This window comes from Rhodococcus tukisamuensis NBRC 100609 (assembly GCF_001894985.1).
GTDB lineage: Bacteria > Actinomycetota > Actinomycetes > Mycobacteriales > Mycobacteriaceae > Rhodococcus_G > Rhodococcus_G tukisamuensis.
In genome coordinates this window covers 45,320-69,713 of the sequence record NZ_BCXG01000021.1, presented here as the reverse complement: position 1 = coordinate 69,713, position 24,394 = coordinate 45,320, and the positions used below count along the sequence as shown (strand labels likewise).

The 24,394-nt window shown below is 71.3% G+C and carries 18 protein-coding genes; 5 read left to right on the top strand and 13 right to left on the bottom strand.

Features of this window, described 5'->3' with window-relative positions; all coding sequences use genetic code 11:
- The first annotated feature begins 78 nt into the window (after window positions 1-78).
- The 3 genes from RT2_RS26230 to RT2_RS19010 all read left to right on the top strand — a co-directional run bounded on the left by RT2_RS26230 (window position 79) and on the right by RT2_RS19010 (window position 4,874).
- Window positions 79-2,361 carry a hypothetical protein gene (locus RT2_RS26230; RefSeq protein ID WP_217635581.1) on the top strand — a complete coding sequence of 761 codons (2,283 nt, stop codon included), beginning with the start codon at window positions 79-81 and terminating at the stop codon, window positions 2,359-2,361.
- Window positions 2,362-2,570: 209 nt separating this feature from the next.
- Window positions 2,571-3,515 (top strand): hypothetical protein, encoded by a 945-nt coding sequence (locus RT2_RS19015; protein WP_072846364.1) that lies wholly within the window; start codon window positions 2,571-2,573, stop codon window positions 3,513-3,515.
- A gap of 126 nt (window positions 3,516-3,641) precedes the next feature.
- Complete coding sequence (locus RT2_RS19010) at window positions 3,642-4,874, top strand: FAD-dependent oxidoreductase (protein WP_072846363.1); 1,233 nt, start codon at window positions 3,642-3,644, stop codon at window positions 4,872-4,874.
- A gap of 19 nt (window positions 4,875-4,893) precedes the next feature.
- On the opposite strand, the gene RT2_RS19005 is transcribed toward RT2_RS19010, so the two are convergent.
- The 9 genes from RT2_RS19005 to mqo form a co-directional block, all read right to left on the bottom strand.
- Window positions 4,894-7,428, bottom strand: coding sequence for a polynucleotide kinase-phosphatase (locus RT2_RS19005; protein WP_072846362.1), 2,535 nt, complete (start codon window positions 7,426-7,428; stop codon window positions 4,894-4,896).
- Window positions 7,429-8,823: a 3' terminal RNA ribose 2'-O-methyltransferase Hen1 gene (locus tag RT2_RS19000; protein WP_072846389.1), complete on the bottom strand. Its 1,395-nt coding sequence runs from the start codon at window positions 8,821-8,823 to the stop codon at window positions 7,429-7,431. It abuts the gene before it with no gap.
- Between the two features lie 133 nt (window positions 8,824-8,956).
- The gene (locus RT2_RS18995) at window positions 8,957-10,360 is read right to left on the bottom strand and encodes an MFS transporter (protein ID WP_371851187.1); all 1,404 of its coding nucleotides are present in this window, start codon (window positions 10,358-10,360) and stop codon (window positions 8,957-8,959) included.
- Window positions 10,361-10,446: 86 nt separating this feature from the next.
- On the bottom strand, window positions 10,447-11,673 hold the full coding sequence (cobA, locus tag RT2_RS18990) for a uroporphyrinogen-III C-methyltransferase (RefSeq protein WP_072846388.1): 1,227 nt from the start codon (window positions 11,671-11,673) through the stop codon (window positions 10,447-10,449).
- Between the two features lie 33 nt (window positions 11,674-11,706).
- Entirely contained in the window at window positions 11,707-12,072 is a 366-nt protein-coding gene (locus tag RT2_RS18985; protein ID WP_072846360.1) for a cobalamin biosynthesis protein, read from the bottom strand.
- Window positions 12,065-13,429, bottom strand: coding sequence for a cobyrinic acid a,c-diamide synthase CobB (locus RT2_RS18980; protein ID WP_072846359.1), 1,365 nt, complete (start codon window positions 13,427-13,429; stop codon window positions 12,065-12,067). Before RT2_RS18980 ends, RT2_RS18985 begins: the two co-directional genes overlap by 8 nt.
- A 101-nt stretch (window positions 13,430-13,530) precedes the next feature.
- On the bottom strand, window positions 13,531-14,151 hold the full coding sequence (gene cobO / locus RT2_RS18975) for a cob(I)yrinic acid a,c-diamide adenosyltransferase (protein WP_072846358.1): 621 nt from the start codon (window positions 14,149-14,151) through the stop codon (window positions 13,531-13,533).
- A gap of 29 nt (window positions 14,152-14,180) precedes the next feature.
- On the bottom strand, window positions 14,181-16,163 hold the full coding sequence (locus tag RT2_RS18970; protein WP_083577490.1) for a magnesium chelatase subunit D family protein: 1,983 nt from the start codon (window positions 16,161-16,163) through the stop codon (window positions 14,181-14,183).
- A 261-nt stretch (window positions 16,164-16,424) separates the two neighbouring features.
- Window positions 16,425-17,963: a malate dehydrogenase (quinone) gene (gene mqo, locus RT2_RS18965; RefSeq protein ID WP_072846357.1), complete on the bottom strand. Its 1,539-nt coding sequence runs from the start codon at window positions 17,961-17,963 to the stop codon at window positions 16,425-16,427.
- Between the two features lie 119 nt (window positions 17,964-18,082).
- Here mqo and RT2_RS18960 point away from each other — a divergent pair, with 119 nt between their 5' ends.
- Window positions 18,083-19,111, top strand: coding sequence for an alpha/beta hydrolase (locus tag RT2_RS18960; protein WP_072846356.1), 1,029 nt, complete (start codon window positions 18,083-18,085; stop codon window positions 19,109-19,111).
- Complete coding sequence (gene mtr, locus RT2_RS18955; protein ID WP_072846355.1) at window positions 19,108-20,478, top strand: mycothione reductase; 1,371 nt, start codon at window positions 19,108-19,110, stop codon at window positions 20,476-20,478. The genes RT2_RS18960 and mtr overlap by 4 nt, the downstream gene beginning before the upstream one ends.
- A gap of 62 nt (window positions 20,479-20,540) precedes the next feature.
- Here the strand turns inward: mtr and RT2_RS18950 are convergent, their stop codons facing one another.
- The 4 genes from RT2_RS18950 to RT2_RS18935 are packed head-to-tail and all read right to left on the bottom strand — an operon-like array spanning window position 20,541 to window position 24,103.
- Window positions 20,541-21,209: a methionine ABC transporter permease gene (locus tag RT2_RS18950; RefSeq protein ID WP_072846354.1), complete on the bottom strand. Its 669-nt coding sequence runs from the start codon at window positions 21,207-21,209 to the stop codon at window positions 20,541-20,543.
- Window positions 21,206-22,240, bottom strand: coding sequence for a methionine ABC transporter ATP-binding protein (locus RT2_RS18945; protein WP_072846353.1), 1,035 nt, complete (start codon window positions 22,238-22,240; stop codon window positions 21,206-21,208). Before RT2_RS18945 ends, RT2_RS18950 begins: the two co-directional genes overlap by 4 nt.
- The gene (locus RT2_RS18940) at window positions 22,240-23,073 is read right to left on the bottom strand and encodes a MetQ/NlpA family ABC transporter substrate-binding protein (protein ID WP_072846352.1); all 834 of its coding nucleotides are present in this window, start codon (window positions 23,071-23,073) and stop codon (window positions 22,240-22,242) included. Before RT2_RS18940 ends, RT2_RS18945 begins: the two co-directional genes overlap by 1 nt.
- Before the next feature lie 31 nt (window positions 23,074-23,104).
- Window positions 23,105-24,103 carry an isopenicillin N synthase family dioxygenase gene (locus tag RT2_RS18935; RefSeq protein WP_072846351.1) on the bottom strand — a complete coding sequence of 333 codons (999 nt, stop codon included), beginning with the start codon at window positions 24,101-24,103 and terminating at the stop codon, window positions 23,105-23,107.
- Between the last annotated feature and the right edge of the window lie 291 nt (window positions 24,104-24,394).

The window sequence follows — 24,394 nt, the reverse complement described above, 5'->3', positions numbered from 1 at the left end:
CAAATATAGGCTAACCTCACCTGAGTTTTGTACTCCATACGGTGCCGTGACCTGCGGCTATGACCAGGAAGTAGGAAGATGCGCGCGTTAGGCAGGGCCGCATTCGCGACCATGGCGGTCGCCATGGCATTGACGGCGCCGGCGGGCGTTGCCGTCGCCAACCCCGATATCTCCGGCGACACGGCCACCCAAGCCGTCTCCGGCCCTGCGGTCACGACAGTCGGCAAGTCGAGCGGCCTGAACGTCGACGGCGAGACCATCAGCGTCTCGGGCACCGGATTCTCCGGCGCGGGCGCCGGCATCTACGTCGGCCTCGCCCAGGACAACATGTTCTCCACCACCAACGCCGACGCCTGGATCTCCACGGTGTTCATCCGGTCCAGCGAGATCAGCGGCGGCGCCTGGTCCACCTCGGTCGAGGTGATGGCCGTCAGCGGCGGCTCGGACTGCACCGTGAACGCCTGCTCGATCTACACCGTCGCCGCGCACGGCTCGTCGGACCGCACCCAGGACACCCAGAATCCGGTGACCTTCGCCGCGGCGCCCACGACCACCACGCCGCCGCCCACGACCACCACCGCCACCGCCACCACACCGCCGCCGACCACGACGCCGCCGCCGACGACGATGACGACCACTGTGCCGCCGACCACCACGACGACGACGCCGCCCACCACCACCACCACCACAAAGCCGCCAACCACCACCAAGCCGCCCACCACCACCAAGCCACCCACGACGACGACCGCGCCGCCGCCGACCACCACCACCAAGCCACCCACCACCACAACGACCAAGCCGCCGACGACCACCACAAAGCCACCGACGGGCAACGGGCCGAGCGTGAGTGCCGACCGGACCAGCGGACTCAACGCCGCCGGCGACACCATCACCGTGAACGGCCGCGGCTTCTCGACCTCCGGGCCGGGCATCTACATCGGCGTCGCCCAGATGAACCGGTTCTCGGTCACCGACGCCTCGGTCTTCCAGGACGCGCAGTTCATCAAGCCCTCGGACATGCCGGGCGGGTCCTGGTCCAAGTCACTCAACGTCTCGTCCACGTTCGCCGGTAGCGACTGCATCGCCAACGTCTGCGCCGTCTACACCCTGGCCGCACACGGCTCGTCCGACCGCAGCCAGGACACCGTCACCCGCATCGACTTCGGCGGCAGCCCGGCGGGTCCCGGCACCCCCGCAGGCCCCGACACCCCCGCGGGACCGGGCACTCCCGGCGGACCCGACGCGCCCGCAGGCCCCGGAACCCCCGGAGCGCCCGACGCACCCGCCGGTCCCGGCACACCCGCGGGAGCCAGCCCCGGAACCGGCGGGGGCACGGTGACCTCCAACCCCAACCTGTCCGTGACGCTGTCCAAGGGCACCGACCTCGCCCCGGCCGGCGAGACGGTCACCATCTCCGGTTCCGGGTTCTCCGGAGCGGCACCGGGCCTGTACGTCGGCCTCGTCCAGGACAACCGCTTCTCCGCCACCGACGCCTCGGCCTGGATGACGACCGCCTTCCTCAAGCCGGAGGCGATCTCCGGCGGTAACTGGTCCACCACCATGGATCTGCCCGCCGTCGTGGGCGACTTCGACTGCATGAGCAACACCTGCTCGATCTACACCGTCGCCGCCCACGGCTCGAGTGACCGCAGCCAGGACTCCCGGACCCCGGTGGGCTTCGCCGGCGGCGTCGCGCCGGACACGACCGGCGCACCGGTGGCCGGCCCCGCGTCCGGCAACACGGGCGGAGCCGGCGGCACGGCAGGCGGGGCCAAGGCCGCCGCGGCCGCAAAGAAGGGCAAGGTGGGCGAGGGAAACAGCGTGGCGGTCACCGTGTCGAAGACTCGCGGCCTCGAGGTCGACGGCGACACGATCACCATCTCGGGCACCGGGTTCTCCACCAGCGGCCCCGGCATCTACGCCGGCCTGATCCAGGACGACAAGTTCTCCACCACCGACGCGGGGGCCTGGATGACCACGGCGTTCATCACGCCGAACAAGATCGTCGACGGCGCCTGGTCCACCACCATGGACGTGATGGCCGTCAAGGGCGACTCCGACTGCACCAAGAACGCGTGTTCCGTCTACACCATTGCCGCGCACGGCTCGAGTGACCGCAGCCAGGACAGCCAGACGCCGGTCAGCTTCGGCGACGACCCGGCAGGCGCGAAGGAGGCGGCCCTGGCCGCGGCCGACGGGACCTCGGCGTCGGGCGACTCCGACTCCCCCGCCGCGCTCCGCAGCCTCTCCAGCACGTTCACGGAGGGCACCGCCTGGATCGCACCCCTCCTGATCGGCGGCGGCGTCGGCGCCGCGATTGCCGTGGCAACGACGTTCGCAGTACGCCGCCGGAGCTCCTGACCGCCCGCGCACACGACCGACCGACGGCCGGGGTACTCGCGCGCCCAAATCTGCCATGACCTGCAGGATTACGCCCATGAACTGCCGTCGACCGCGGTCAGATTCGTCCGATTCGTCCCTGGACAAACGATCAAAACTTAGGTTAGCTTTTCCTAACCCTTTCCCCTCAGCTGGTGCCGTCACGGCGGCTCACACAAGAAAGCAGGAACATGCGCACGTTCAACAAGGCAGCGATCGCGGCCGTTGCCGCCACGATCGCGTGGACGCTCCCCGTCGGCGTCGCGGGAGCGTTCACCACGCCGTTCGGCGACATCGACACCGGGTCGCTCGGCAGCGTCGGTTCCAGCGCCCCGGAACCCGAGGGTCCGGGGACCGAGGATCCGGTACCGGCAGTGACGCTGTCGAAGTCCACCGACCTCACCGCCGCCGGCGACACCGTCACCGTCTCGGGCACGGGCTTCTCCGGCGCCGGCGCCGGCCTCTACGTCGGCCTCATCCAGGACAGCAAGTACTCCGCCACCGACTCGACCGCGTGGATGACCACCCAGTGGCTCAAGCCCGCCGACATCACCGCCGGCGCCTGGACCGCAACCATCGACGTCGCCGCCGTCGTCAACGGCTCGGACTGCCTGGTCAACACCTGCTCGATCTACACCGTCGCCGCCCACGGCTCCGCCGACCGCACCCAGGACACCAAGACCCCGGTCACCTTCAAGGCACCCGTCGTCGTGCCCGCCGGACCGGCAGTGACGCTGTCGAAGGCCACCGACGTCGCCCCGGCCGGCGAGACCATCACCGTCTCCGGCACCGGCTTCTCCGGCGCGGCACCGGGCCTCTACGTCGGCCTCGTCCAGGACAGCAAGTACTCCGCCACCGACGCCGGCGCCTGGATGACGACCGCATTCATCCGTCCGACCCAGATCGTCGGCGGCGCCTGGACCGCCACCGTCGACGCCGCCGCCGTCCTCAACGGCTCGGACTGCCTCGTCAACACCTGCTCGATCTACACCGTCGCCGCCCACGGCTCCGCCGACCGCACCCAGGACACCAAGACCCCGGTGAGCTTCGCGGCACCCGCGGCCACGGCTGCCTCGGAGTTCCGGACCGTCGCCGGCAAGAGCCTGCCGGTCGCTCCGGCGCTGGCCTGGCTGTGACGTCGCACCAGAACTGAAACCGCTTCACCACTGAGGTCTGGCCTTCGCTCTCCGGAGCGGAGGCCAGACCTTTTGACGCCGTCGCGGGCGCACGGGCGCAGACTGGACGGGAGGGGAACGGTGCGGATGGAGCGGACCACGTGTTGTGTAGTGGGCGGGGGCCCCGCCGGGATGGTCCTCGGGCTGCTGCTCGCGCGGTGCGGTGTGCCGGTCACGGTCCTCGAGAAGCACGGCGACTTTCTCCGTGACTTCCGTGGTGACACCGTGCATCCCTCAACACTGTCGCTGCTGGACGATCTCGGCCTCGGCGAGCGGTTTGCGCGGCTGCCCCAACGTCACGTGCACACGGTCCAGTTGCCCATCGGCCGGGACGGGACGCGGCTCACCGTCGGCCGTTTCGACACGCTGCCCGGCCGGTACAAGTACATCGCGATGGTGCCCCAGTGGGACCTGCTGAACCTGCTCGCGGACGAGGGACGCAACGAACTCGACTTCGACCTGCGGATGAGCACCGAGGCGATCTCGCTCCTCCACGAGGACGGGCGGGTCGCCGGCGTCCGGTACCGCACGCCGGACGGCACTGTCGGCGAACTGCGTGCCGCGCTCAACGTCGCGTGCGACGGCCGCGGCTCGCTGGCGCGGCAACTTCCAGAACTGCGACTGCGGCAGTTCCGCTGCCCGATGGACGCCTGGTGGTTCCGGCTGCCGCGCTCACCGCAGGATCCGGAGGGACTCGTCGGCAACGCAGGAGACCGCTTCCTCACCGCGATGATCGACCGCGGCGACTACTGGCAGTGCGCCGTCATGATCCCCAAGGGCACGGACGCCGAGCGACGTGCCGCCGGACTCGACCGCTTCCGGGGCCAGTTCGCGGACACCGCACCCTGGCTCGGCGAGCGCGTGCACGCGCTGCGGTCCTGGGACCAGGTGCAACTCCTCGACGTGCGGCTCGACCGGCTACGGCACTGGCACCTGCCGGGACTGCTGTGCATCGGGGACGCGGCGCACGCGATGTCGCCGATCTTCGGCATCGGCATCAACCTGGCCGTCCAGGACGCCGTCGCCGCCGCCCGGCATCTCGCCGCGCCCCTGATGACGGACACGGTCACCTCGGCGGACCTGCGCCGGGTCCAGCGCCGCCGCTGGCCGACCGCCGCCGCGACGCAGGCGCTACAGCGCCTCGCGCACGCCAAGATCATCTCGCCGGTGCTGGCGGGGACCGTCTCCGCGGACGCCGCACAGCCTGCGCCGCGGGTGGTGCGGGCGATCATGGCGACCCCGGGACTCTCGCGGCTGCCCGGCTACTTCTTCGCCTACGGCGCGGTGCGCGAACGCCCGCCGCCCGCGGCCCGGCGCTGAACGCCCACGACCCAGACAGCTACAGGCGTGGATCCACCGGCTCCGACTCGAGCGCGAGGACGGCGAACACCGCCTGGTGGATCCGCCACAGCGGATCATCCTTGATCAGCCGGTCGATCGCCTCCATCCCGAGCGCGTACTCGCGCAGCGCCATGGACTGCTTGTGCCCCAGGCTCCGATCGCGCAGCCGTGCCAGGTTCTGCGGCTCGGTGTAGTGCGGGCCGTAGATCAGCCGAAGGTACTCCCGTCCTCGCACCTTGATGCCGGGCTGCGCTCGCCCGGCGCCGTCGCGGCCCTGGTTGACGAACGGCTTGACCACCATGCCCTCACCGCCTGCCGCGGTCAGCTCCTCCCACCACGCGATGCCCGACGCCTCCGATTCCGGCGACGCCGTGTCCACCACCACCCGGCGGGTGGTCGTGAACAGTGTCGGTGCGACGTCGACGAGCCGATCCGCGACCGCCAGGTGCCAGCCGTGGTCGCGGTCACCGTAACTCGCGCCTTCGGTCGCGAGCAGCTGGAACGGCGCGAGCCGCACACCGTCGATGCCGTCGGTCGGCCACACGTACCTCCGGTACGCCTCGACGTAACGCTCCACGTCCTCGACACGGGACCGAGTCCCCGCCAGCAGTGCTCCGACGTCGAGACCCCGGCCGGACGCTGACTCCAGCACCGCCGTGCGCGCCGACAGGTCCGCCGTTGCGGCCGCGCCGACGGCCGCGTACTGCGATCGCAGCAGTCCCTCCGACTTCGCCGACCACGGCAGCAGCTCGGCGTCGAGCAGCACCCAGTCCGTGCCGAGTTCCTCCCACAACCCGGCGGCCCCGACCGCCTCCGCGATCCGGGCGACCAGCAGCTCGGTCTGCGACTCGCCGAACATGCGCCGGCCGGTCCGGGTGTGCACCATCCCGGACAGCCCGTCGCCGACCCCGAAGCGCGCCGCGGCAACGGACGCGTCGCGACACACCAGTGCCACCGCCCGCGACCCCATGTGCTTCTCCTCGCAGATCACCTTGCCCACCTTCGACTTTCGATAAGCGGCGAAGGCCTCGGCCGGGTGCTCGAGCAACCCCGGGAGCGTGGAGGTCGCGCACGGCGCCATGGTCGGTGGGAGGTAGGTGAGCCACCGCGGGTCCACCGCGTAGCGGCTCATCACCTCGAGCGCGCCCGCCGCACTCTCCGGGCGAACCGAGATCCGCCCGCGTGTCGCCGTCTCCACTCCCCCGACCCTGAGGATGTCGTCGATGTCGAGGGCCTGCGGATCGGGCTCGGGCTGGTGCAGCGGCTTCACCGGTCGGTACCACTGCCGCTCGGCGGGCACCGACACCACTTCGCGCTCCGGGTATCTCATCGCGGTGAGCGCGCCACCGAAGACGCATCCGGTGTCGAGGCACGCGGTGCGGTTGAGCCAGCGCACCTCCGGCACCGGCGTGTGCCCGTAGAGCACCACCGCCTCGCCCCGGTAGTCCTCGGCCCAGGGGTATCGCACCGGAAGGCCGAACTCGTCTGTCTCGCCTGTGGTCTCGCCGTAGAGCGCGAAGCTGCGCACCCGGCCCGATGCGCGATTGTGGTACTCCTCCTTCAGTCCTGCGTGCGCGACGACGAGGCGTCCCTCGTCCAGGACAAGGTGTGCGACCAGTCCGTCGCAGAAGTCCGCGACCTGGCGGCGGAACTGTTCCGGCTCTGCCGCCAACTGCTCGAGGGTGCGGTCGAGACCGTGCGTGGTGCTGACCTTCTGCCCGCGCAGCGCCTTCACCAGTTTGTTCTCGTGGTTCCCCGGGACGCCGAGTGCATGCCCGGCGGAGACCATCCCCATCACCAGCCGAAGCACACCGGGCGAGTCCGGTCCCCGGTCGACGTAGTCGCCGACGAAGACCGCGGTCCGCCCGGCCGGCGGAACCGCGTCCACCGCCCGGCCCCGCTCGTCACGGAGCACCGTGTATCCCAGCGCCCCCAACAGCGTTTCGAGCTCGCCGAGGCAGCCGTGGATGTCGCCGATCACGTCGAACGGCCCGCGCAGGTCGCGGCGGTCACTGCGCAGCGGCTGCCGGACGAACCGCGCCGACTCGACCGCCTCGACCCCGTCGAGCACGTGGACGACGCGGAAACCCTCGCGCGGGAGGCCTCGCAGCGACCGGGTGAGCTGCTGATGCTGACGACGCAGCACGGCGCGGTCGAAGGCTCGGTCCCCACGGGCCGCATTGCGCTCCGCGCACACCGGTTCGGGCACGTCGAGCACGATCGCCACGGGCAGCACGTCATGGCGGCGGGCGAGGTCGATCAGCTTCTTGCGGGCCGCCGGTTGGACACTGGTGGCGTCGACGACGGTCAGCTTCCCGGCGCGCAGGCGCTTGGTCGCAACGAACTCGAGCACCTCGAATGCGTCGGCCGTCGCGGCCTGCGAGTTCGGGTCGTCGCTGACCAGCCCGCGGCAGTGGTCACTCGAGATCACCTCGTAGGGACCGAAATGTTCGGCTGCGAAGGTCGACTTGCCTGATCCGCTGATTCCCACGAGCACGACCAGCGACGGCTCGGGGATCTCGAAGACGCTCACTTACGATCCCTCCTTTCGGGTGAAGACGGCCATCTGGGTGGGCGCGCCGTGGGTCTCGTCGTTCTCGCCGATCCCGGTGAAGGTCGGGTCGTAGCCGTGGGTGGCCGCGATCTCCGACGCCCAGGACTCGAATTGCGTTCGGGTGTACTCGAACCGGTGATCGGGATGCCGAAAGGCGCCCGGCGCGAGGTTCGGGTAGAGCACGTTGTACTCGGCGTTGGGCGTGGTCACCAGTACGACTCGCGGCCGCATGTCGCCGAACACCGACCGCACCAGTGCGGGCAGTCGTGGCTCGTCGACATGCTCGACGACCTCCATCAGCACCACCGCGTCGAAGCCGCGAAGCCGAGCGTCGCGGTAGGTGGCCGAGGACTGCAGCAGCGCGATCCGGTCCCGCTGACGATCCGGCAGCTCGTCGATGCCGAGCCGTCGTTCCGCCCTGCGGAGGGCGCTGTCGCTGACGTCCACGCCGACGATCCTGGTGAACGCCGGCCGGGCCAGCATCTCCCGCAGCAGTCGGCCCTCGCCGCAGCCCAGGTCGACGACCCTGGCCACGCCGAGGTCCTCGAGGGTCGTCAGCACAGCATCCTGGCGCAGCTGGGCCAGGCTCGCATTGGATGCGGGCACCTCGTCGCCGGGCACCGCGGCCTCCTCGGCCAGTCGATCGACGACCGAGGCCACCAGTTCGCGGCGGTGCGCCAGGTACCGCGAGGCGATGAGCCCGGTCTCAGGATGATCGACAAGCCACTCGCCGGCCATCCGCACCAGCTTGTCGGCCTCCTCCTCGCCGACCCAGTAGTGCTTGACGTCGTCGAGCACCGGCAGCAGCACGTACAGGTGGCGCAGTGCCGCCGACAGGGTCGCGGTGCCGCTCAGTTCCAGTCGGACGTAGTCCGCGTCGCCCCACTGCGAAATCGTCTCGTCCAGCGGCAGCGGCTCCGCCGTCACGTCCCAGCCGAGCGGCTCGAAGAGCCGGCCGGGCAGGTCGGCTCCGCCGCGGGCCGGCATCGCCGGGATCGTGACGTGCAGCGGCATCACCGTTTCCGCAAGGTCGGGATGCGTCTTGCAGACCCCTGCCAGCGCGGACTTGAACACCCTCGACAGGGCAACTGCCAGCATCGACGACCCGGCGTACGGTCGGTCGTTGACGTACTGGCCCAGCGCGAAACCGTCACTGCCTCGGCGGAACTTGCTGCGCGCCAACTCGATGGGGTCGACGTCGAGAATCAACGCCACGGTGCACCGCGCCGGCGTCGACTCCGGGTACAGCACGGTCGCGGTGCCCACAGTCAGCTCGAACACCTGCACCCGGTCGGGATGCTTGTGCAGAAGGTAGCCGAGGTCCGTGGCGTCCGGGAGATCGACTGTTGCAGTGGCGGTCAGTGTGAGCAGCACCGAGCGCACATTACGGCGCGGCGGACCGTTCAGCCAGGACATTTCGGGCGCCGCGCGCCGCCAGACCCGGCAGCTTCGCTGCTCGTGCGCGTTTGACGGGTCTAGGACATCCGCGCCCGGGCGGCGCAGCCGCCTACGCCTCCTGCGCGGCCTTCTCCGCGGCCTGCGCCTGCGCGACCTCTTCGGGGGTGAACCGGATGAACAGCGCGACGACGGCAGCCAGCGCGGCGAAGATCGCGCAGCCGAGCAGCGCGAAGGTGTAGCCCGAGCTCAGTGCGTCGAGCTGGTCCGGCGTCATGTCGGCCGCCGGGCCCGAGATGCCGCCCAGCGAGAGGGTCCGCGAGGTGGCCATCGCGCCGACGATCGCCAACCCGATCGGGCCGAACAGCACCTGCGCCACCTGGGCGATCGCGGCCAACGGGCCGATCTCGTGCTGCCCGACCCCGGCGATCGCGCACAGCGGCAGCGGCACGACGGCCAGGCCCACGCCGAAGCCGATCACCACGACCAGCGCGAACATGTCCTGCATGTAGCTCGACGAGGAGTCCAGCGTGGAGCCGTACAACAGCCCCAGCGCGGTGATCACGGTGCCGGTCACCACCAGCCAGCGCGGCTGGATCCGCACCGCCAGCTTGGACGCCACGAAGGCCGCCGCGCCGAGCCCGAACGCGAACGGCACGAACGCCAGGCCGGCGCGCAGCGGGGTGAAGTCGAGGATGTCCTGGACGAACAGCGCGACGAAGGGGGCCAGGCTGAACATCACCGCGCCGACGAGCGCGATCGCCGCGAACGTCGCGACCCGGTCCCGGTTGCGGAACAGCGAGAACGGCAGCAGCGGGTTCTCGGCCCGGCGCTCGACGACGAGGAACGCCGCCAGCAGCGCGGCGCCGCCGACCAGTGCGACGATCACCGCGGGACTCGCCCAGCCCAGCTCGGCGCCCTCGGTGAACCCGAACACGATGCCGGTGCAGCCGAGGGTCGCGAGGATCGCGCCGGGGACGTCCAGGCGCAGTCGCTCGGCGCTGGTCTCCACCAGCGAGCCGAATGCCAGCCCCATGATCAGCAGCCCGATCGGCACGTTGATCAGGAAGATCCACCGCCAGGACACCTCGGTCAGCGCCCCGCCGACGATCAGGCCGGTGACCGACCCGATCCCGGTCATCGCCGCGAAGATGGCGATCGCCTGGTTGCGCACGGGGCCCGGCGCGAACGTCGTCGCGACCAGGGCCAGCGCGGTGGGCGAGGCGATCGCGGCGCCGACGCCCTGCAGGGCGCGCGCGGCGATCAGGGTGAACTCCCCCACCGCGATCCCGCAGAACAGCGAGGCCAGGGTGAACAGCGCGACACCGCCGATGAAGACCCGTTTGCGCCCGAACGCGTCGCCGAGCCGGCCGCCGAGCAGCATCAGGCCGCCGTAGGTCAGCGCGTACGAGGTGATCACCCAGTTCCGGCCGGAGTCGCTCAGGACCAGGTCGTCCTGGATGCGGGCCAGGGCCAGGGAGGCGACGGTGCCGTCGAGCACCATCATGAGCTGCATGCCGCCGAGGACGACGATGGCCAGCCCGAATGCCCTCGTGGTCACGGGGTACTTCACTGCGGTGGTTTCAGGCACGGACGATCACGTTACCCAGCGTCAACAGAAAAGCCCGCCACCGGCCCGATGACAATGATCGCCGGCGGCCGGATCTCCTCCTCGCGGACCCGGGCCGCGACGGTCGCCAGGTCGGCGCGCAGCACCCGCTGCGAGCGGGTGGTGCCCTCCTGCACCACGGTGACCGGCGTCTCGGCGGGCCGGCCGCCCGCCATCAGCACGTCCGCGAACTTCTCGATCCGCTCGACGGCCATCAGCAGCACCAGGGTGCCCTTGAGCCGGGCCAGCGCCGACCAGTCGGTGAGCGAGTCGGGGTGGTCCGGCGCGACGTGCCCGCTGACCACCACGAACTCGTGGGTGACGCCGCGGTGGGTGACGGGGATGCCGGCCGCGGACGGCACCGAGATGGCGCTGGTGATGCCGGGCACCACGGTGACCGGGACCCCGGCCGCCGCGCAGGCCTCGAGCTCCTCGAAGCCGCGGCCGAAGACGTACGGGTCGCCGCCCTTGAGCCGGACCACGAACTTGCCGGCCTTGGCGTTGTCGATCAGCGCGGCGTTGATGGCCTCCTGCGCCATCGCCCGGCCGTACGGGATCTTCGCGGCGTCGATGACCTCGACCTGCGGGCCGAGTTCGGCCAGCAGCTCCGGCGGGGCCAGCCGGTCCGCGACCACCACGTCGGCGCGGGCCAGCAGCCGCCGGCCGCGGACGGTGATCAGGTCCGGGTCGCCGGGGCCGCCGCCGACCAGCGCGACGCCCGCGACGTGCGGCTCGGCGTCGTCCGAGATCGACCCGGACTGCAGCGCGTCGACGATCGCGGTGCGCACGGCGGCCGAGCGCCGGTGCCGGCCGCCGGCGAGCACGCCCACCTCGAGGCCGTCGAACGTCGCGGTGGCCGGGGTGACGGCGGTGCCGTTGCGGGCGCTGTCGGCGCGCACGCAGAAGATCCGGCGGCGCTCCGCCTCGGCTACGACCGCGGCGTTGGTCTCCGGCTCGTCGGTGCACGCGATGGCGTACCAGGCGCCGTCCAGGTCGCCGTCCGCGTAGTCGCGCAGCTCGACGGTGATCTGGCCGCCGGTGGCCATCCCCTCGACCGCCGGGGTGACGGCCCGGCTGACCACGTGCACCCGCGCGCCGGACGCGACGAGCAGTCCGAGTCGACGCTGGGCGACGGTGCCGCCGCCGACGACCACCACCCGACGGTCGGTCAGGTTGAGTCCAACCAGGTAGTTGGGCTCGTCAGCGGCCGCTGCAGGCACTTCGGTCTCCTTCACAGGGGTAGGTCTCGTAGGTCACCAGACATTACGGGCCACCGCCACGGTCACGCCATTTCTGGCGCGCTTGGGCACCAGCAGGTCGCCGCCGCCCGAACCGAGCACCGCCGCGGCCTCCGCGACGCTGGGCGTGCCGACCGCGTCCGCGACCCGGCCCGACGGGGTGGGCACCTCGACCGCCTCGAGCTCGTCGGCGGTGAAGCCGAGCACCGGCACCCCGAGCTCGGCGGCCGCGACGGCGATCGACGACTCCGTGGCCTTGCGCTCGAGCGTCGCCAGTGCGAAGAGGTCCTGCGGGTCGTCGATCACCTCGCTGATCGCGGCGAGCACCACGTCCGGGTCCATGCCGTCCCGGACGCCGATTCCTACCACCAGATCACCCATGAGATACCTCGAATTCTGTTGCTGCGTCCACGAATCGGCGCACCGACCGCGGACTTCCGGCCGGGTGCGTGTGCAGGTACGACGCGTGCACGCCGCCGCCGGCGAAGCCCTCCCGGGTCGACGCCCCCGCGGCCCGCCAGCCCCAGGCGGGCGTCCAGCCGTCCACCTCGGTGACGTCGAGACGGGTGCGGTGGAACTCGTGCCCGGTCACCCGGGCACCGGCCTCGAGCAGCACGGAGTCCCCCAGCGCCACCGCGTCGCGGTAGCCGAGGGTCAGCTTCGTGCCGAACTGGGCGTCGACCCCGATGACACCGGCCATCGGGTGCCCGTCGAGCCGCCGGGCCAGGTAGAGCAGGCCCGCGCACTCGGCGTGGATCGGCATCCCGCGCCGGGCCAGTTCGCGCACCGAGGTCAGCAGCTCCGCGTTCGCGGCGAGCTGCGGCGCGTGCTCCTCGGGGAAGCCGCCGGGCAGCACCAGCGCCGCGGTGCCGGCGGGCAGCTGCTCGACGGTGGGGTCGAACACCCGCACCCGCGCGCCGGCGGCCTCGAGCAGCTCGCGGTGCTCGGCGTAGCCGAAGGTGAAGGCCGCGCCGCCCGCCACCGCCACCACCGGTGCGGCGGGGCCGGGCCCGCCCACCTCGGCGACGGCGTCCCAGGCCGGGCCGGGCGCCCCCGCGCGGGCCAGCGCGCGCACGGCGGCCAGGTCCACGTGCCGGGCGATCAGCTCCGTCATCGCGGCCACCGCGTCGGTGGCGGCGTCGCCGTGCTCGACGGCGGTGACCAGCCCGAGGTGACGGGACGGGACGGCGAGCTCGGCGAGCCGCGGGACCGCGCCGAGCACCGGCACCCCGACCCGCTCGCAGGCCTGCCGCAGCACCTGCTCGTGCCGCTCGCTGCCGACCCGGTTGAGGATCACCCCGCCGATCCGCACCCCGGCGTCGAAGGTCGCGAAGCCGTGCAGCGTCGCGGCCAGCGACTGGCTGTGGCCGCGGGCGTCGACGACCAGCACCACCGGCGCCCCCAGCAGGGTGGCCACCTGCGCGGTGGACCCCTCGGCGGCGCCGTCGGGCGCGACGTCGGAGATCTTGCCGTCGAACAGGCCCATCACACCCTCGACGACGGCGATGTCGCAGCCGGCGCTGCCGTGCCGGTACAGCGGGCCGATCCGGTCGGCGCCCACCAGGACCGGGTCCAGGTTCCGGCCGACCCGGCCCGCGGCCAGGCCGTGGTAACCGGGGTCGATGTAGTCCGGACCGACCTTGAACGGCGCCACCCGGTCCCCGGCGGCCCGCAGTGCACCGATCAGACCCGTTGCCACCGTGGTCTTTCCGCTGCCCGACGCCGGGGCCGCGATCACGACCGCGGGTGTGGTGACACTCCTCGTCGCTCCGCTCGGCTCTGTAACACTCCTCGTCGCTCCGCTCGGCTCTGTAACACTCCTCGTCGCTCCGCTCGGCTCTACCATTCGATACCGCGCTGGCCCTTGCGGCCGGCGTCCATCGGGTGCTTGACCTTCGTCATCTCGGTGACCAGGTCGGCGGCGTCGATCAGCGCCTGCGGCGCGTCCCGGCCGGTGATCACGACGTGCTGGTTGCCGGGCCGGTCCCGCAGCACCCGCACCACCTCGTCGACATCCACCCAGCCCCACTTGAGCGGGTAGGTGAACTCGTCGAGGACGTAGAAACGGTGCTCCTCGTTGGCAATTCGCCGGGCGATCTCCTGCCAGCCCTCCAGCGCGATCTGCGCGTGGTCCTCGTCGCTGCCCTTCTTGCGGGTCCACGACCATCCCTCGCCCATCTTGTGCCACTGCACCGGGCCGCCGACGCCGGTGGCGGTGTGCAGGTCGCCGAGCGCGCGGAACGCGGCCTCCTCGCCGACCTTCCACTTGGCACTCTTGACGAACTGGAACACCCCGATGTCGAAACCCTGGTTCCAGGCGCGCAGCGCCATCCCGAACGCGGCGGTCGACTTCCCCTTGCCGGGCCCGGTGTGCACGGCCAGCACCGGCGCGTTGCGGCGCTGCCGGGTGGTCAGACCGTCGTCGGGGACGTTCTCCGGAAGCGGGACTCCCTTGGGCATCGTGACGACTCCTTCTCTTCCGGCCGAACTCAGGCCGCGAACTTGGACGTGCCGGCGCGCACCACGCCGGCCACCTGCTCTGCCGACAGCTCGTCGAGCCGGACGTACGCGCCGCGCAGCGCCGTCGCGAGCTCGCGGGCCAGCCCGAGCCGGATCATCCCGGACTCGCAGTCGACGACCACCGAGGCGACCGACGCGTCGGCGAGCAGGCCGGCGGCGACCTTCGCGCGCTGGACCGGGTCGACGCCGCCGGTGGCGCGGCCGTCGGTCAGCGCCACCACCAGGGCGCGTCGTTGCGGGTCCCGGACCTTCTCCCGGAGCACGACCCTGCGGGCCTCCAGGAATCCCTGCGCCAGCGGGGTCTTGCCGCCGGTGCGCAACGACGCCAGCCGCCGGACCGCGACGTCCACCGACGAGGTGGGCGGCAGCACCAGCTCCGCGGAGCTGCCGCGGACGGTGATCACGGCGACCTTGTCGCGGCGCTGGTAGGCGTCGCGCAGCAGCGAGACGATGGCGCCGGTGACCGCGGAGAGCCGGTCCCGGGCGGCCATCGAGCCGGACGCGTCGACCACGAAGAGCACCAGGTTGCCCTCGCGGCCCTCGCGGTGTGCGCCCCGGATGTCACTGGGCGCCAACTTCATTCGGCCCGTCGTCCGGCCACGCACCACCTGGTGCTCGGCGGCGGCGAACAGGGTGCCGACCAGGTGCAGCCCGTGCCCGCGCTCGGAGGTGGAGCGGACGGTGCGGCCCTGCGGGGACCGCGACCGGGAGCGGCGGCCGGGCGCGCCCTCGCCGACGCCGGGGATCTGCAGCAGCCGGGTGCGGAACTGGGCCGACGGCGCGCCGGCCTGCCGCTGCGGCGCCGGCCCCGGTCCGCTGCGTGCGGGCGCCTCGTCGGGGGCCGTCTCGGCGGGCGCGGGGGCCTCGGGGGCAGGGGCATCGGCGGCGGGCGTTTCGGGGGCCTGTCCGTCGGGGGGCGTCGGCGTCTCGTCGGGCACGGGCGCGCCGCCGGGGCCGTCCGGATCGGGGTCCGGCTCGGGGTCCGGGTCGGGCCGGCCAGCCTGCTCCGCGGCGTCGCGCATCGCGTCCTCGAGCTGCTGCGGGTCCAGCCCGGGCTCGTCGAACGGGTCGCGGCGACGCCGGTGCGGCAGCGTCAGTTCGGCGGCCACCCGCACGTCCTCCTCGGCGACGGCGTCGGCGCCGCGCCAGGCGGCGTGCGCGGTCGCGGTGCGCGCGAGCACCAGGTCGGCGCGCATGCCGTCCACGTCGAAGGACGCGCAGAGCGCGGCGATGCGGCGCAGCTCGGTGTCGCTGAGCGCGACGGCGGGCAGGGCGGCGCGGGCGGCGGCGATCCGGCGCGCCAGGGCGGCGTCCTGCTCCGCGTACCGGCCGGCGAACCCGCCGGGGTCCGCCTCGAAGTCGAGCCGGCGACGGACCACCTGCATGCGGGTGTCGACGTCGCGGGAGGCCGCGACGTCCACGGCCAGCCCGAAGCGGTCGAGGAGCTGCGGGCGGAGTTCGCCCTCCTCCGGGTTCATGGTGCCGACCAGGACGAAGCGGGCGGGGTGCGAGTGCGAGACGCCGTCGCGCTCGATGTGCACGCGGCCCATCGCGGCGGCGTCGAGCAGCACGTCCACCAGGTGGTCGTGCAGCAGGTTCACCTCGTCGACGTAGAGGACACCGTCGTGGGCGGCGGCGAGCAGCCCCGGCTGGAAGGCGCGTTCGCCGTCGCGCAGCACCTTCTCGAGGTCCAGCGACCCGACCACCCGGTCCTCGGTGGCGCCGACGGGCAGTTCCACCAGCCGGGCGGGCCGCCCGTCGTCGACCGGGGGCAGCAGCGCGGCGAGCGCCCGCACCACCGTCGACTTGGCGGTGCCCTTCTCCCCCCGCACCAGCACACCGCCGATGCCGGGGTGCACCGCGCACAGCGTCAGGGCCAGCCGCAGCTGGTCCTGACCGACGATCGCACTGAACGGGAAGCCCGGGTCGATACCTGAACCGGTTTGTGCCACAGCGTAATTCCCTTCACTGCCCGGTTTCCGCGCCGGGAGTCGGACGAGATGCGTCGCGGCCGCGGTGATCTGACTCCGGTTCGGTGCGTGGGCCGACGAACCGTCACAGTGGCGGGACCGTACCTGATTCACACAGGATTCCCCACGGCAGCGAACGAGATGTTGTGGTGACGACTCTAGCCCGTGCCCACAACGCACTCGTGCGCGGCCGACGGGCCGGTGAGACCCGTCGACCGCGCACGAGCGGCAGAGCTGTGTACGTCAGGCGGTGACGGCGGTGGCCATCTCGTCGGTGCCCAGTTCGAGGACGCGGTTCGTCCAGTCCCAGACCTCACGGAAGAGCGCCTCGTTGTCCGACAGCTTGACGCCGAGCGAGGGCACCATCTGCTTGAGCTTCGGCTCCCAGGAGGCGAACTTGTCGCCGAAGCAGCGCTGCAGTACGTCGATCATCGCGGGGACCGCGGTCGAGGCGCCCGGGGACGCGCCGAGCAGGCCGGCGATGGAGCCGTCGCCGGCGGTGACGACGGCGGTGCCGAACTCGAGCACGCCGCCCTTGCCCTTGCGGCGGATCACCTGCACGCGCTGGCCGGCGGTGATCAGCTCCCAGTCCTTGCCCTGCGCCTCGGGGACGAACTCGCCGAGCGTGCCGATCCGGTCCTCCGGCGACTGCAGCAGCTCAGAGATCAGGTACTTGGTCAGGCCCAACTCGGTCAGACCCACGCCGAGCATCGAGAACAGGTTGTTCGGCTTGATCGACCCGGGCAGGTCGGTGAGCCGGCCCTGCTTGAGGAACTTCGGCGACCAGCCGGCGTAGGGGCCGAACAGCAGTCCCGGCTTGCCGTTGATCACCCGGGTGTCGAGGTGCGGAACCGACATCGGCGGGGCGCCGACCGCGGCCTTGCCGTACACCTTCGCGCGGTGCTGGTCGATCAGCTCCGGGTTGGTGCAGCGCAGGAACGCACCGCTGACCGGGAACCCGCCGAAGCCCTTGGCCTCGGCGATACCGGACTTCTGCAGCAGGTGCAGGGCGCCGCCGCCGGCGCCGACGAAGACGAACTTGGCGTTGACGGTCTTGCTCGCGCGGGTGCGACGGTTGTGCACCTTGAGCGTCCAGCTGCCGTCGGACTGCTTCGAGATCCCCGTCACCTCGTGCCCGAAGTGGACGGTGCCACCGGAGGACGCGACGTGGTTGAGCAGCTGCTTGGTGAGCGCGCCGAAGTCGACGTCGGTGCCACCGTCGGACCAGTTCAGCGCGACCGGCTCGGAGAAGTCGCGACCCTTGGCCATCAGCGGCAGGCGACGGGCGAACTCGTCGGGGCTCTCGGTGTACTCCATGCCCGCGAACAGCGGGTGCCCGGCGAGCGCGTCGTAGCGCTTGCGCAGGTACTTCACGTTGTCCGCGCCGTGCACGAAGCTCACGTGCGGGATCGGGTTGACGAACTCCCGTGCCTCGGTGAGCACACCGTTCTCGAGCGCGTGCGCCCAGAACTGCCGCGAGACCTGGAACTGCTCGTTGACGTTGATCGCCTTGGCGATGTCGACGGAGCCGTCCTTGTTCTCGGGCGTGTAGTTGAGCTCGCACAGTGCGGAGTGCCCGGTGCCCGCGTTGTTCCACGGGTCGCTGCTCTCCGCGGCCGCGGCGTCGAGCCGCTCGAACACACTGATGGACCAGTCCGGCTGCAGCTGTCGCAGGAGCGCCCCGAGGGTGGCACTCATGATGCCCGCACCTACGAGCACTACGTCGGTCTTGGTCTCTACCGCATTATTGTCTGACACTGGAAAATCGACTTCCTTGTCCATTGGCAGTGGGCAGTCGCGCCGACTGCAGCCGATAGGTTACCCGCGCATAAGTACGCCGATGACCCCACCCAATTGTGCGCCACTGCGGACCGGATACCAGCCCACTAACATTGTGATCTGTGACTACATGGGCTCCGGACGTCCTCGGCGACGCCTACCAGCAATGCAGCATCCCCCTCGGGAACGATCCGGACGGCGAGGGCACGGTCGAGGCCACCCTGGTCCGGTACCACCCCCCACAAGGACCTTCCGCGGCGGAGCACGGCCGCGCGGTCCTGTACGTCCACGGATTCACCGACTACTTCTTCCAGGAACACCTGGCAGAGCACTTCCACGAGCAAGGATACGCGTTCTTCGCGCTCGACCTGCGCAAGTGCGGCCGTTCACTTCGCCCCGGCCAGACCCCACATTTTGTGACCGACCTCACGTCCTACGACCAGGAGCTCGACCGGGCGCTGGAGATCGTGCGTGCCGAGGTCGGCGGCGACGCGGACGCCGCCGGGACCGGCGAGGGCTCCGTCCTGCTCGTGGCGCACTCGACCGGCGGCCTGATCGTGCCGCTGTGGATGGACCGGGTGCGGGCCCGGCCCGCGGGCGTGGCGGGTGCCGGGGTGACCGGCATGGTCCTCAACAGCCCCTGGTTCGACCTGCAGGGCCCGTCGTACCTGCGCAGCGTCGGGACGGTCGCGGTGGACGCGATCGGCCGGGTCCGGGACAAGCTCACGGTCGGCCAGCCGCTCTCGGACGTCTACGGCCGCAGCCTGCACCGCGACTCGAGTGGCGAGTGGGACTACAACCTGGAGTGGAAGCCGCTCAGCGGATTCCCGGTGACCTTCGGCTGGCTGCGCGCGATCCGGGCCGGGCACGCCCGCCTGCACCGCGGCCTGGACGTCGGTGTGCCCTCACTCATCCTGCGGTCCAAGGAATCCCACGTCTCGCGCAAGTACACGGACAAGTCCGACGCGGCGGACCTGGTGCTCGACGTGACGCAGATCGCCCGGTGGGCAGGGTGTCTGGGCGACCGGACCACCATCGTCCCGATCGAGGGCGCACGGCACGACGTCTTCCTGTCCACCGAGGCGCCGCGCAAGCAGGCCTTCACCGAACTGGACCAGTGGCTCGACTGGCTGAACGGGCACCTGCGATGACCCACTACGACCTCGCGATCATCGGATCCGGCTCCGGCAACACCATCCTCGACGACCGGTTCGCGGACCTGCAGGTGGCGATCCTCGAGGACGGCGTCTTCGGCGGCACCTGCCTGAACGTCGGGTGCATCCCCACCAAGATGTTCGTCTACGCCGCGGACGTCGCGCGGACCGTCGAGCACGCCGGCCGGTACGGCGTGGACGCGCACGTGGACAAGGTGCGCTGGCCGGACATCGTGGCCCGGGTGTTCGACCGGATCGACCCGATCTCGGCGGGCGGCATGCGGTACCGGCGGGACGAGAGCCCCAACACCACCGTGTACTCCGGCCACGCCCGGTTCGTCGGACCGCGCCGGATCGACACCGGGACCGGCGAGGTGATCACCGCCGACCAGGTCGTGATCGCCGCCGGGTCGCGGCCGATCATCCCCGCCGAGGTGCGCGACAGCGGCGTCCGGTACTACACCAACGACGACATCATGCGGCTGCCGGAACTGCCCGAACACCTGGTGATCCTGGGTTCCGGCTTCATCGGCGCCGAGTTCGCGCACGTCTTCTCCGCGCTGGGCAGCCGGGTGTCGATCATCGGCCGCGGCGACCGCCTGCTCCGCCACCTCGACCGCGACATCTCCGACCGGTTCACCGAACTGGCCCACGCCAAGTGGGACGTGCGCCTCGGGCACCCGGTCGCGTCGGTGCGCGGCGACGGCGACTCCGTGGAGATCGAGCTGGCGGACGGCAGCCGGGTCGCCGGCGACGCCCTGCTCGTCGCGGTGGGCCGCGCCCCGAACGGGGACCGGCTCGGCGCCGACACGGCGGGCATCGACGTCGACGAGACCGGCCGCATCGTGGTCGACCGGTACCAGCGCACCACCGCCGAGGGGGTGTTCGCGCTCGGCGACGTGTCCTCGCCCTACCAGCTCAAGCACGTCGCCAACCACGAGGCGCGGGTGGTGCAGGAGAACCTGCTGCGCGGCGCGTGGGCCGAGGACGCCGACCTGGTCGAAACCGATCACCGGTTCGTGCCGGCCGCGGTGTTCACCGACCCGCAGATCGCGGACGTCGGGCTCACCGAGGAGCAGGCCCGCGAGCAGGGCCTCGACATCTCCGTGAAGGTACAGAGCTACTCGGACGTCGCCTACGGATGGGCGATGGAGGACACCGAGGGACTGTGCAAGGTGATCGCCGAGCGCGGCACCGGACGGCTGCTCGGCGCGCACATCATCGGCGCGCAGGCGTCGACGGTGATCCAGCCGCTGATCCAGGCGATGTCGTTCGGCCTCAGTGCCCAGGACATGGCCCGCGGCCAGTACTGGATCCACCCGGCGCTGGCCGAGGTCGTCGAGAACGCCCTCCTCGGCCTGTAGGCGGCTCCGCCGCCTGTGCGTGGTTTTGGTAGCTCCGACCACCAAAACCACGCACGGGCGCGTCAGCGCCGGTGGGCCAGCGCCCGCACGACGCCGTCGCCGATGGACTGCAGGATCTGCACCAGCACGATGAGCACCACGACCGCAACGAGCAGCACCGGCGTGTTGAACCGCTGGTAGCCGTAGACGATCGCGAAGTCGCCCAGCCCGCCGCCGCCGATGACGCCGGCCATCGCCGAGTACCCGACGAGCAGCACCACGGTCAGGGTCGCGCCCGCCACCAGCGACGAAACCGACTCCGGCAGCAGCACTTTGCGCACGATCTGACCGTTGGTCGCCCCCATCGCCTGCGCCGCCTCGACGCGGCCGACGGGGACCTCGCGCAGCGACGACTCGACCACGCGCGCGTAGAACGGGATCGCGCCGATCGTCAGCGGCACGATCGCCGCGGTCGGCCCGATCGCGGTGCCGACGACCAGCCGGGTGACGCCGATCAGGGCGATCATCAGGATCAGGAACGGCAGCGACCGGAAGATGTTGACGATCGCGCCGAGCACGCCGTTGACGGCGCGCTGCGGCCACAGCCCGCTCGGCGAGGTCACGTGCAGCACCACGCCGAGCAGGATCCCCCCGATCACGGTGAGCAGGAACGAGATCGACACCATGTAGAGGGTCTCCTGCGTCGCCTCCCACACCTCGGGCAGCGAGTCGAACCAGGTCAGCTTGTTCATGCGGTTGCTCCCTGCGTCACTGCGCCGATCGTTTCCGGTCCCTCGCCCCAGGCCAGGGTGGTACCCGACTGGGCGTCCACGAACGCGGCGACGTCCGCCCGGTTCACGTCGGGGCCGAAGCGCAGACGCAGCCGGCCGACGGTGACGCCGGCGACCTGTTCCACGCGACCCCCGACCACCGAGATGTCGACGTCGAGCTTGCGCACGAGCTGGGCGAGCCACGGCCCGTGCGCCTCGTCACCGATCGTCGTGACCAGCGCCGTGTCCGCGCCGTCCCCCGCGGACGGATCGTCCCCGACCGGGACGATCGCCGACCCCAGGACCGAGCCGGGCGTACCGACCAGGTCGAGGATCCGGCCTGTCTCGGCGATCCGGCCGTCGTCGAGCCGGGCGGCGGACGTGCAGATGCGGCGCAGCACCCCCAGCTCGTGGGTGATGAGCACAACGGTGACGCCGATCCTGCCGTTGAGCTCCGCCAGCAGGTCCAGCACCTGGTCGGTGGTGTCGGGGTCGAGGGCGCTGGTCGCCTCGTCGCACAGCAGCACGTCTGGCTCCGACGCGAGAGCGCGGGCGATGCCGACCCGCTGCTGCTGGCCGCCGGACAGCTGCGAGGGGAAGGCCTTCTCCTTGCCCGCCAGCCCGACCAGCTCGATCAGCTCGTCGGCGCGGGCCCGGCGCTGCGTGCGGCCCAGTCCGGCCAGCTCCAGCGGGAACTCGACGTTCGCCCGCACCGTCCGCGAGTGCAGCAGGTTGAACTGCTGGAACACGGTGCCGATGCGGCGACGCGCCTGCCGCTGGCCGGCGCCAGTCAGCTGCGAGACGTCGTCGCCGCGGAGCACGATGCGCCCGCTGGTCGGGCTCTCGAGCAGGTTCAGGCACCGCAGCAGCGTCGACTTGCCCGCACCCGACGGCCCGACGATGCCGAAGATCTCGCCCTCGGCGATCTCGAGGTCGATGCCGCGCAGGGCCGAGACCTCCCCCGCGCCGGCGGCGGCGGGGTAGGTCTTGACCAGGTTCTCGATGACGATCATCAGTTGGCCGCGTGAACCGGGACGACGGAACCGTGGTAGTTCTCCTGGATCCAGGCGGCGGTCTCCGGGGAGACGAGAGCGGCGGCGAGGGCCTTGACGCCCGGGTCGTTCTCCGTCGCAGCGCGAACGACGAGCAGGTTCGCGAACGGGTTGTTCTCGACGTTCTCGGAGAGCAGCGCGTCGTCGGCCGGGACCAGGCCTGCCTCGATCGCGTAGTTCGAGTTGATGACGGCCGCGGTGATCTGCGGGTCGCCGAGGTTGCGGGCGATCTGGGAGCGCTCGATCTCGACGAACTTCAGGTTCTTCGGGTTGGCCTTGATGTTCTTCTGCGTGACGACGGACAGGTCGGCGTCGGCGAACGGCACGTCCATCTCGATCAGCTTGGCCGACTCGAGCAGGTACAGGCCGCGCGCGAAGTTGGTGGTGTCCTTGGGCAGGGCGATGGTCGACCCGTCGACGATCTGGTCGACGGCGGTGACCTTCTCGGAGTACAGGCCCATCGGCTCGAGGTGCACGTCGGCGACGGAGACGAGGTCGTCGACGCCCTTCTGCTTCTGCCAGTCGGCGAGGTACGGGGCGTGCTGGAAGTAGTTGGCCTGCACGTCGCCGGCGACGAGCAGTTCGTTGGGGTCGATCTCGCCGGTGACGGGCTTGATGTCGAGCTTGACGTCGCCGAGGGCGCCGGAGTCGGCGATGTGCTCGAGGATCTCGACGTGCGGCGTGCTCGACGCGGAGATCACCAACTTCTCCCCGTCACCGCCCGAGGAGCAGGCGGCGAGACCGGCGGTGAGCAGGGCGGCGGCGGAGAGAACAGCGGTGCGGCGCAAGAACATTGGGAGATACCTTCCGGTGGGGTCGAGAGGGTCAGCCGCGCAGGGCGGGCAGGTCGAGCAGGTCGCGGTGGTACCGCTCGGTGACGTTCGGGTGCGCGCGCAGGCGCGACTTGAGGGCGTTGAGTCCGTAACGGGCGTGCAGGGTGCCGCCGTGCTGGTCGGGTCCGACGCCGGCGGCCTCGGCCGCGAGTTCGGGCGACAGCGGCACCGTCGGCAGGGCCTGGTCGTAGCCGGGGTTGAGGAAGAACGGCAGCGAGACCCGGTCGGTGCCGGCGGCCGGCGGCAGCACCCGGTGCACGGTGGCCTTGAGGTAGCCGCCGGTGGCCACCTCGAGCAGCTCGCCGATGTTGACGAGCAGGTGTCCGGGGATCGGTGCGACGTCCAGCCAGCCGTCGTCCGTCTCCACCTGGAAGCCGGCGCTGCCCGGCTCCGGGTACAGCAGGGTCAGCGCCCCGACGTCCTTGTGGCTGCCGACGCCCTGGTCGGTGACCGAGCCGTCGTGGCCCGGGTAGCGGGCGATCTTCAGCAGCGGATCGGGGTCGGCGAACGCGGCGTCGAAGAAGTCGGCGGGCGCGCCGAGCGAGACCGCCCATCCGCTGATCAGTCGGAGCCCCGCGGACTGCGCCTGGGCCGACCACTCGAGCGCCAGGTCGCGCAGCCGCGGGACCCGGGCCGGCCACAGGTTGGGCCCGTGCAGCACGTCCCACGGGCGGGCCGGGTCGATCGGCTCCACCGCGGCGCGCTCGGGCCCGATGTCGAGCTGCTCGCGCCAGTCGATGTAGCCCTGGGTGCGCTCGCCGCCGACGCGGGTGTAACCGCGGAAGTGCGGCGAGTTGCTGTTCTCGATCTCGAGTTTGTCGGCCTCGGGCAGCGCGAAGAACTCACGGGCGGCGGCGATCAGGTCGTCGGTGAGCTGCTGGTCGATGCCGTGACCGGTCAGGTAGAAGAATCCGATCTCGTGCGTGACCTCACGGAGAGCGTCGACGTCGAGGTTCTCCAGATCGATGATCGGGAGTGAGCGGGCGGACATGGAACGGGTCCTTTCCCCACGGGGCACCGGCGGGCTACTGGCGCTGCGACGTGTGGGTGCCCGGTGGGAGGATTCGCACTTCGGGAACGGGACGGCCTTGAAGGTGCCGTCGCGCGGGGTCTCGTCTCAGCGCTGACGCATGCAACAACAACCACGCATGTGCATCGTGGTGGCGGTTGCTGCGGGGCCGCGCATCGAGGTCCCTTCCGGACGAGGTCGTTACCGCCGCATATGACTCGGCGTTGCTGAACGTTAACGCGTCGGCGGCCACGAGTTCAAATCACGCGGGCA

Bases quoted from the DNA above. Each gene is read 5' to 3' on its own strand.
- RT2_RS18950 (WP_072846354.1), bottom strand. From the start codon at position 21,209: ATGAACAAGCTGACCTGGTTCGACTCGCTGCCCGAGGTGTGGGAGGCG.
- mtr (WP_072846355.1), top strand. From the start codon at position 19,108: ATGACCCACTACGACCTCGCGATCATCGGATCCGGCTCCGGCAACACC.
- RT2_RS19015 (WP_072846364.1), top strand. From the start codon at position 2,571: ATGCGCACGTTCAACAAGGCAGCGATCGCGGCCGTTGCCGCCACGATC.
- RT2_RS26230 (WP_217635581.1), top strand. From the start codon at position 79: ATGCGCGCGTTAGGCAGGGCCGCATTCGCGACCATGGCGGTCGCCATG.
- RT2_RS18945 (WP_072846353.1), bottom strand. From the start codon at position 22,240: ATGATCGTCATCGAGAACCTGGTCAAGACCTACCCCGCCGCCGCCGGC.
- mqo (WP_072846357.1), bottom strand. From the start codon at position 17,963: ATGGACAAGGAAGTCGATTTTCCAGTGTCAGACAATAATGCGGTAGAG.
- cobO (WP_072846358.1), bottom strand. From the start codon at position 14,151: ATGCCCAAGGGAGTCCCGCTTCCGGAGAACGTCCCCGACGACGGTCTG.
- RT2_RS18985 (WP_072846360.1), bottom strand. From the start codon at position 12,072: ATGGGTGATCTGGTGGTAGGAATCGGCGTCCGGGACGGCATGGACCCG.
- RT2_RS18995 (WP_371851187.1), bottom strand. From the start codon at position 10,360: ATGCAGCTCATGATGGTGCTCGACGGCACCGTCGCCTCCCTGGCCCTG.
- RT2_RS18935 (WP_072846351.1), bottom strand. From the start codon at position 24,103: ATGTCCGCCCGCTCACTCCCGATCATCGATCTGGAGAACCTCGACGTC.
- RT2_RS18940 (WP_072846352.1), bottom strand. From the start codon at position 23,073: ATGTTCTTGCGCCGCACCGCTGTTCTCTCCGCCGCCGCCCTGCTCACC.
- RT2_RS19010 (WP_072846363.1), top strand. From the start codon at position 3,642: ATGGAGCGGACCACGTGTTGTGTAGTGGGCGGGGGCCCCGCCGGGATG.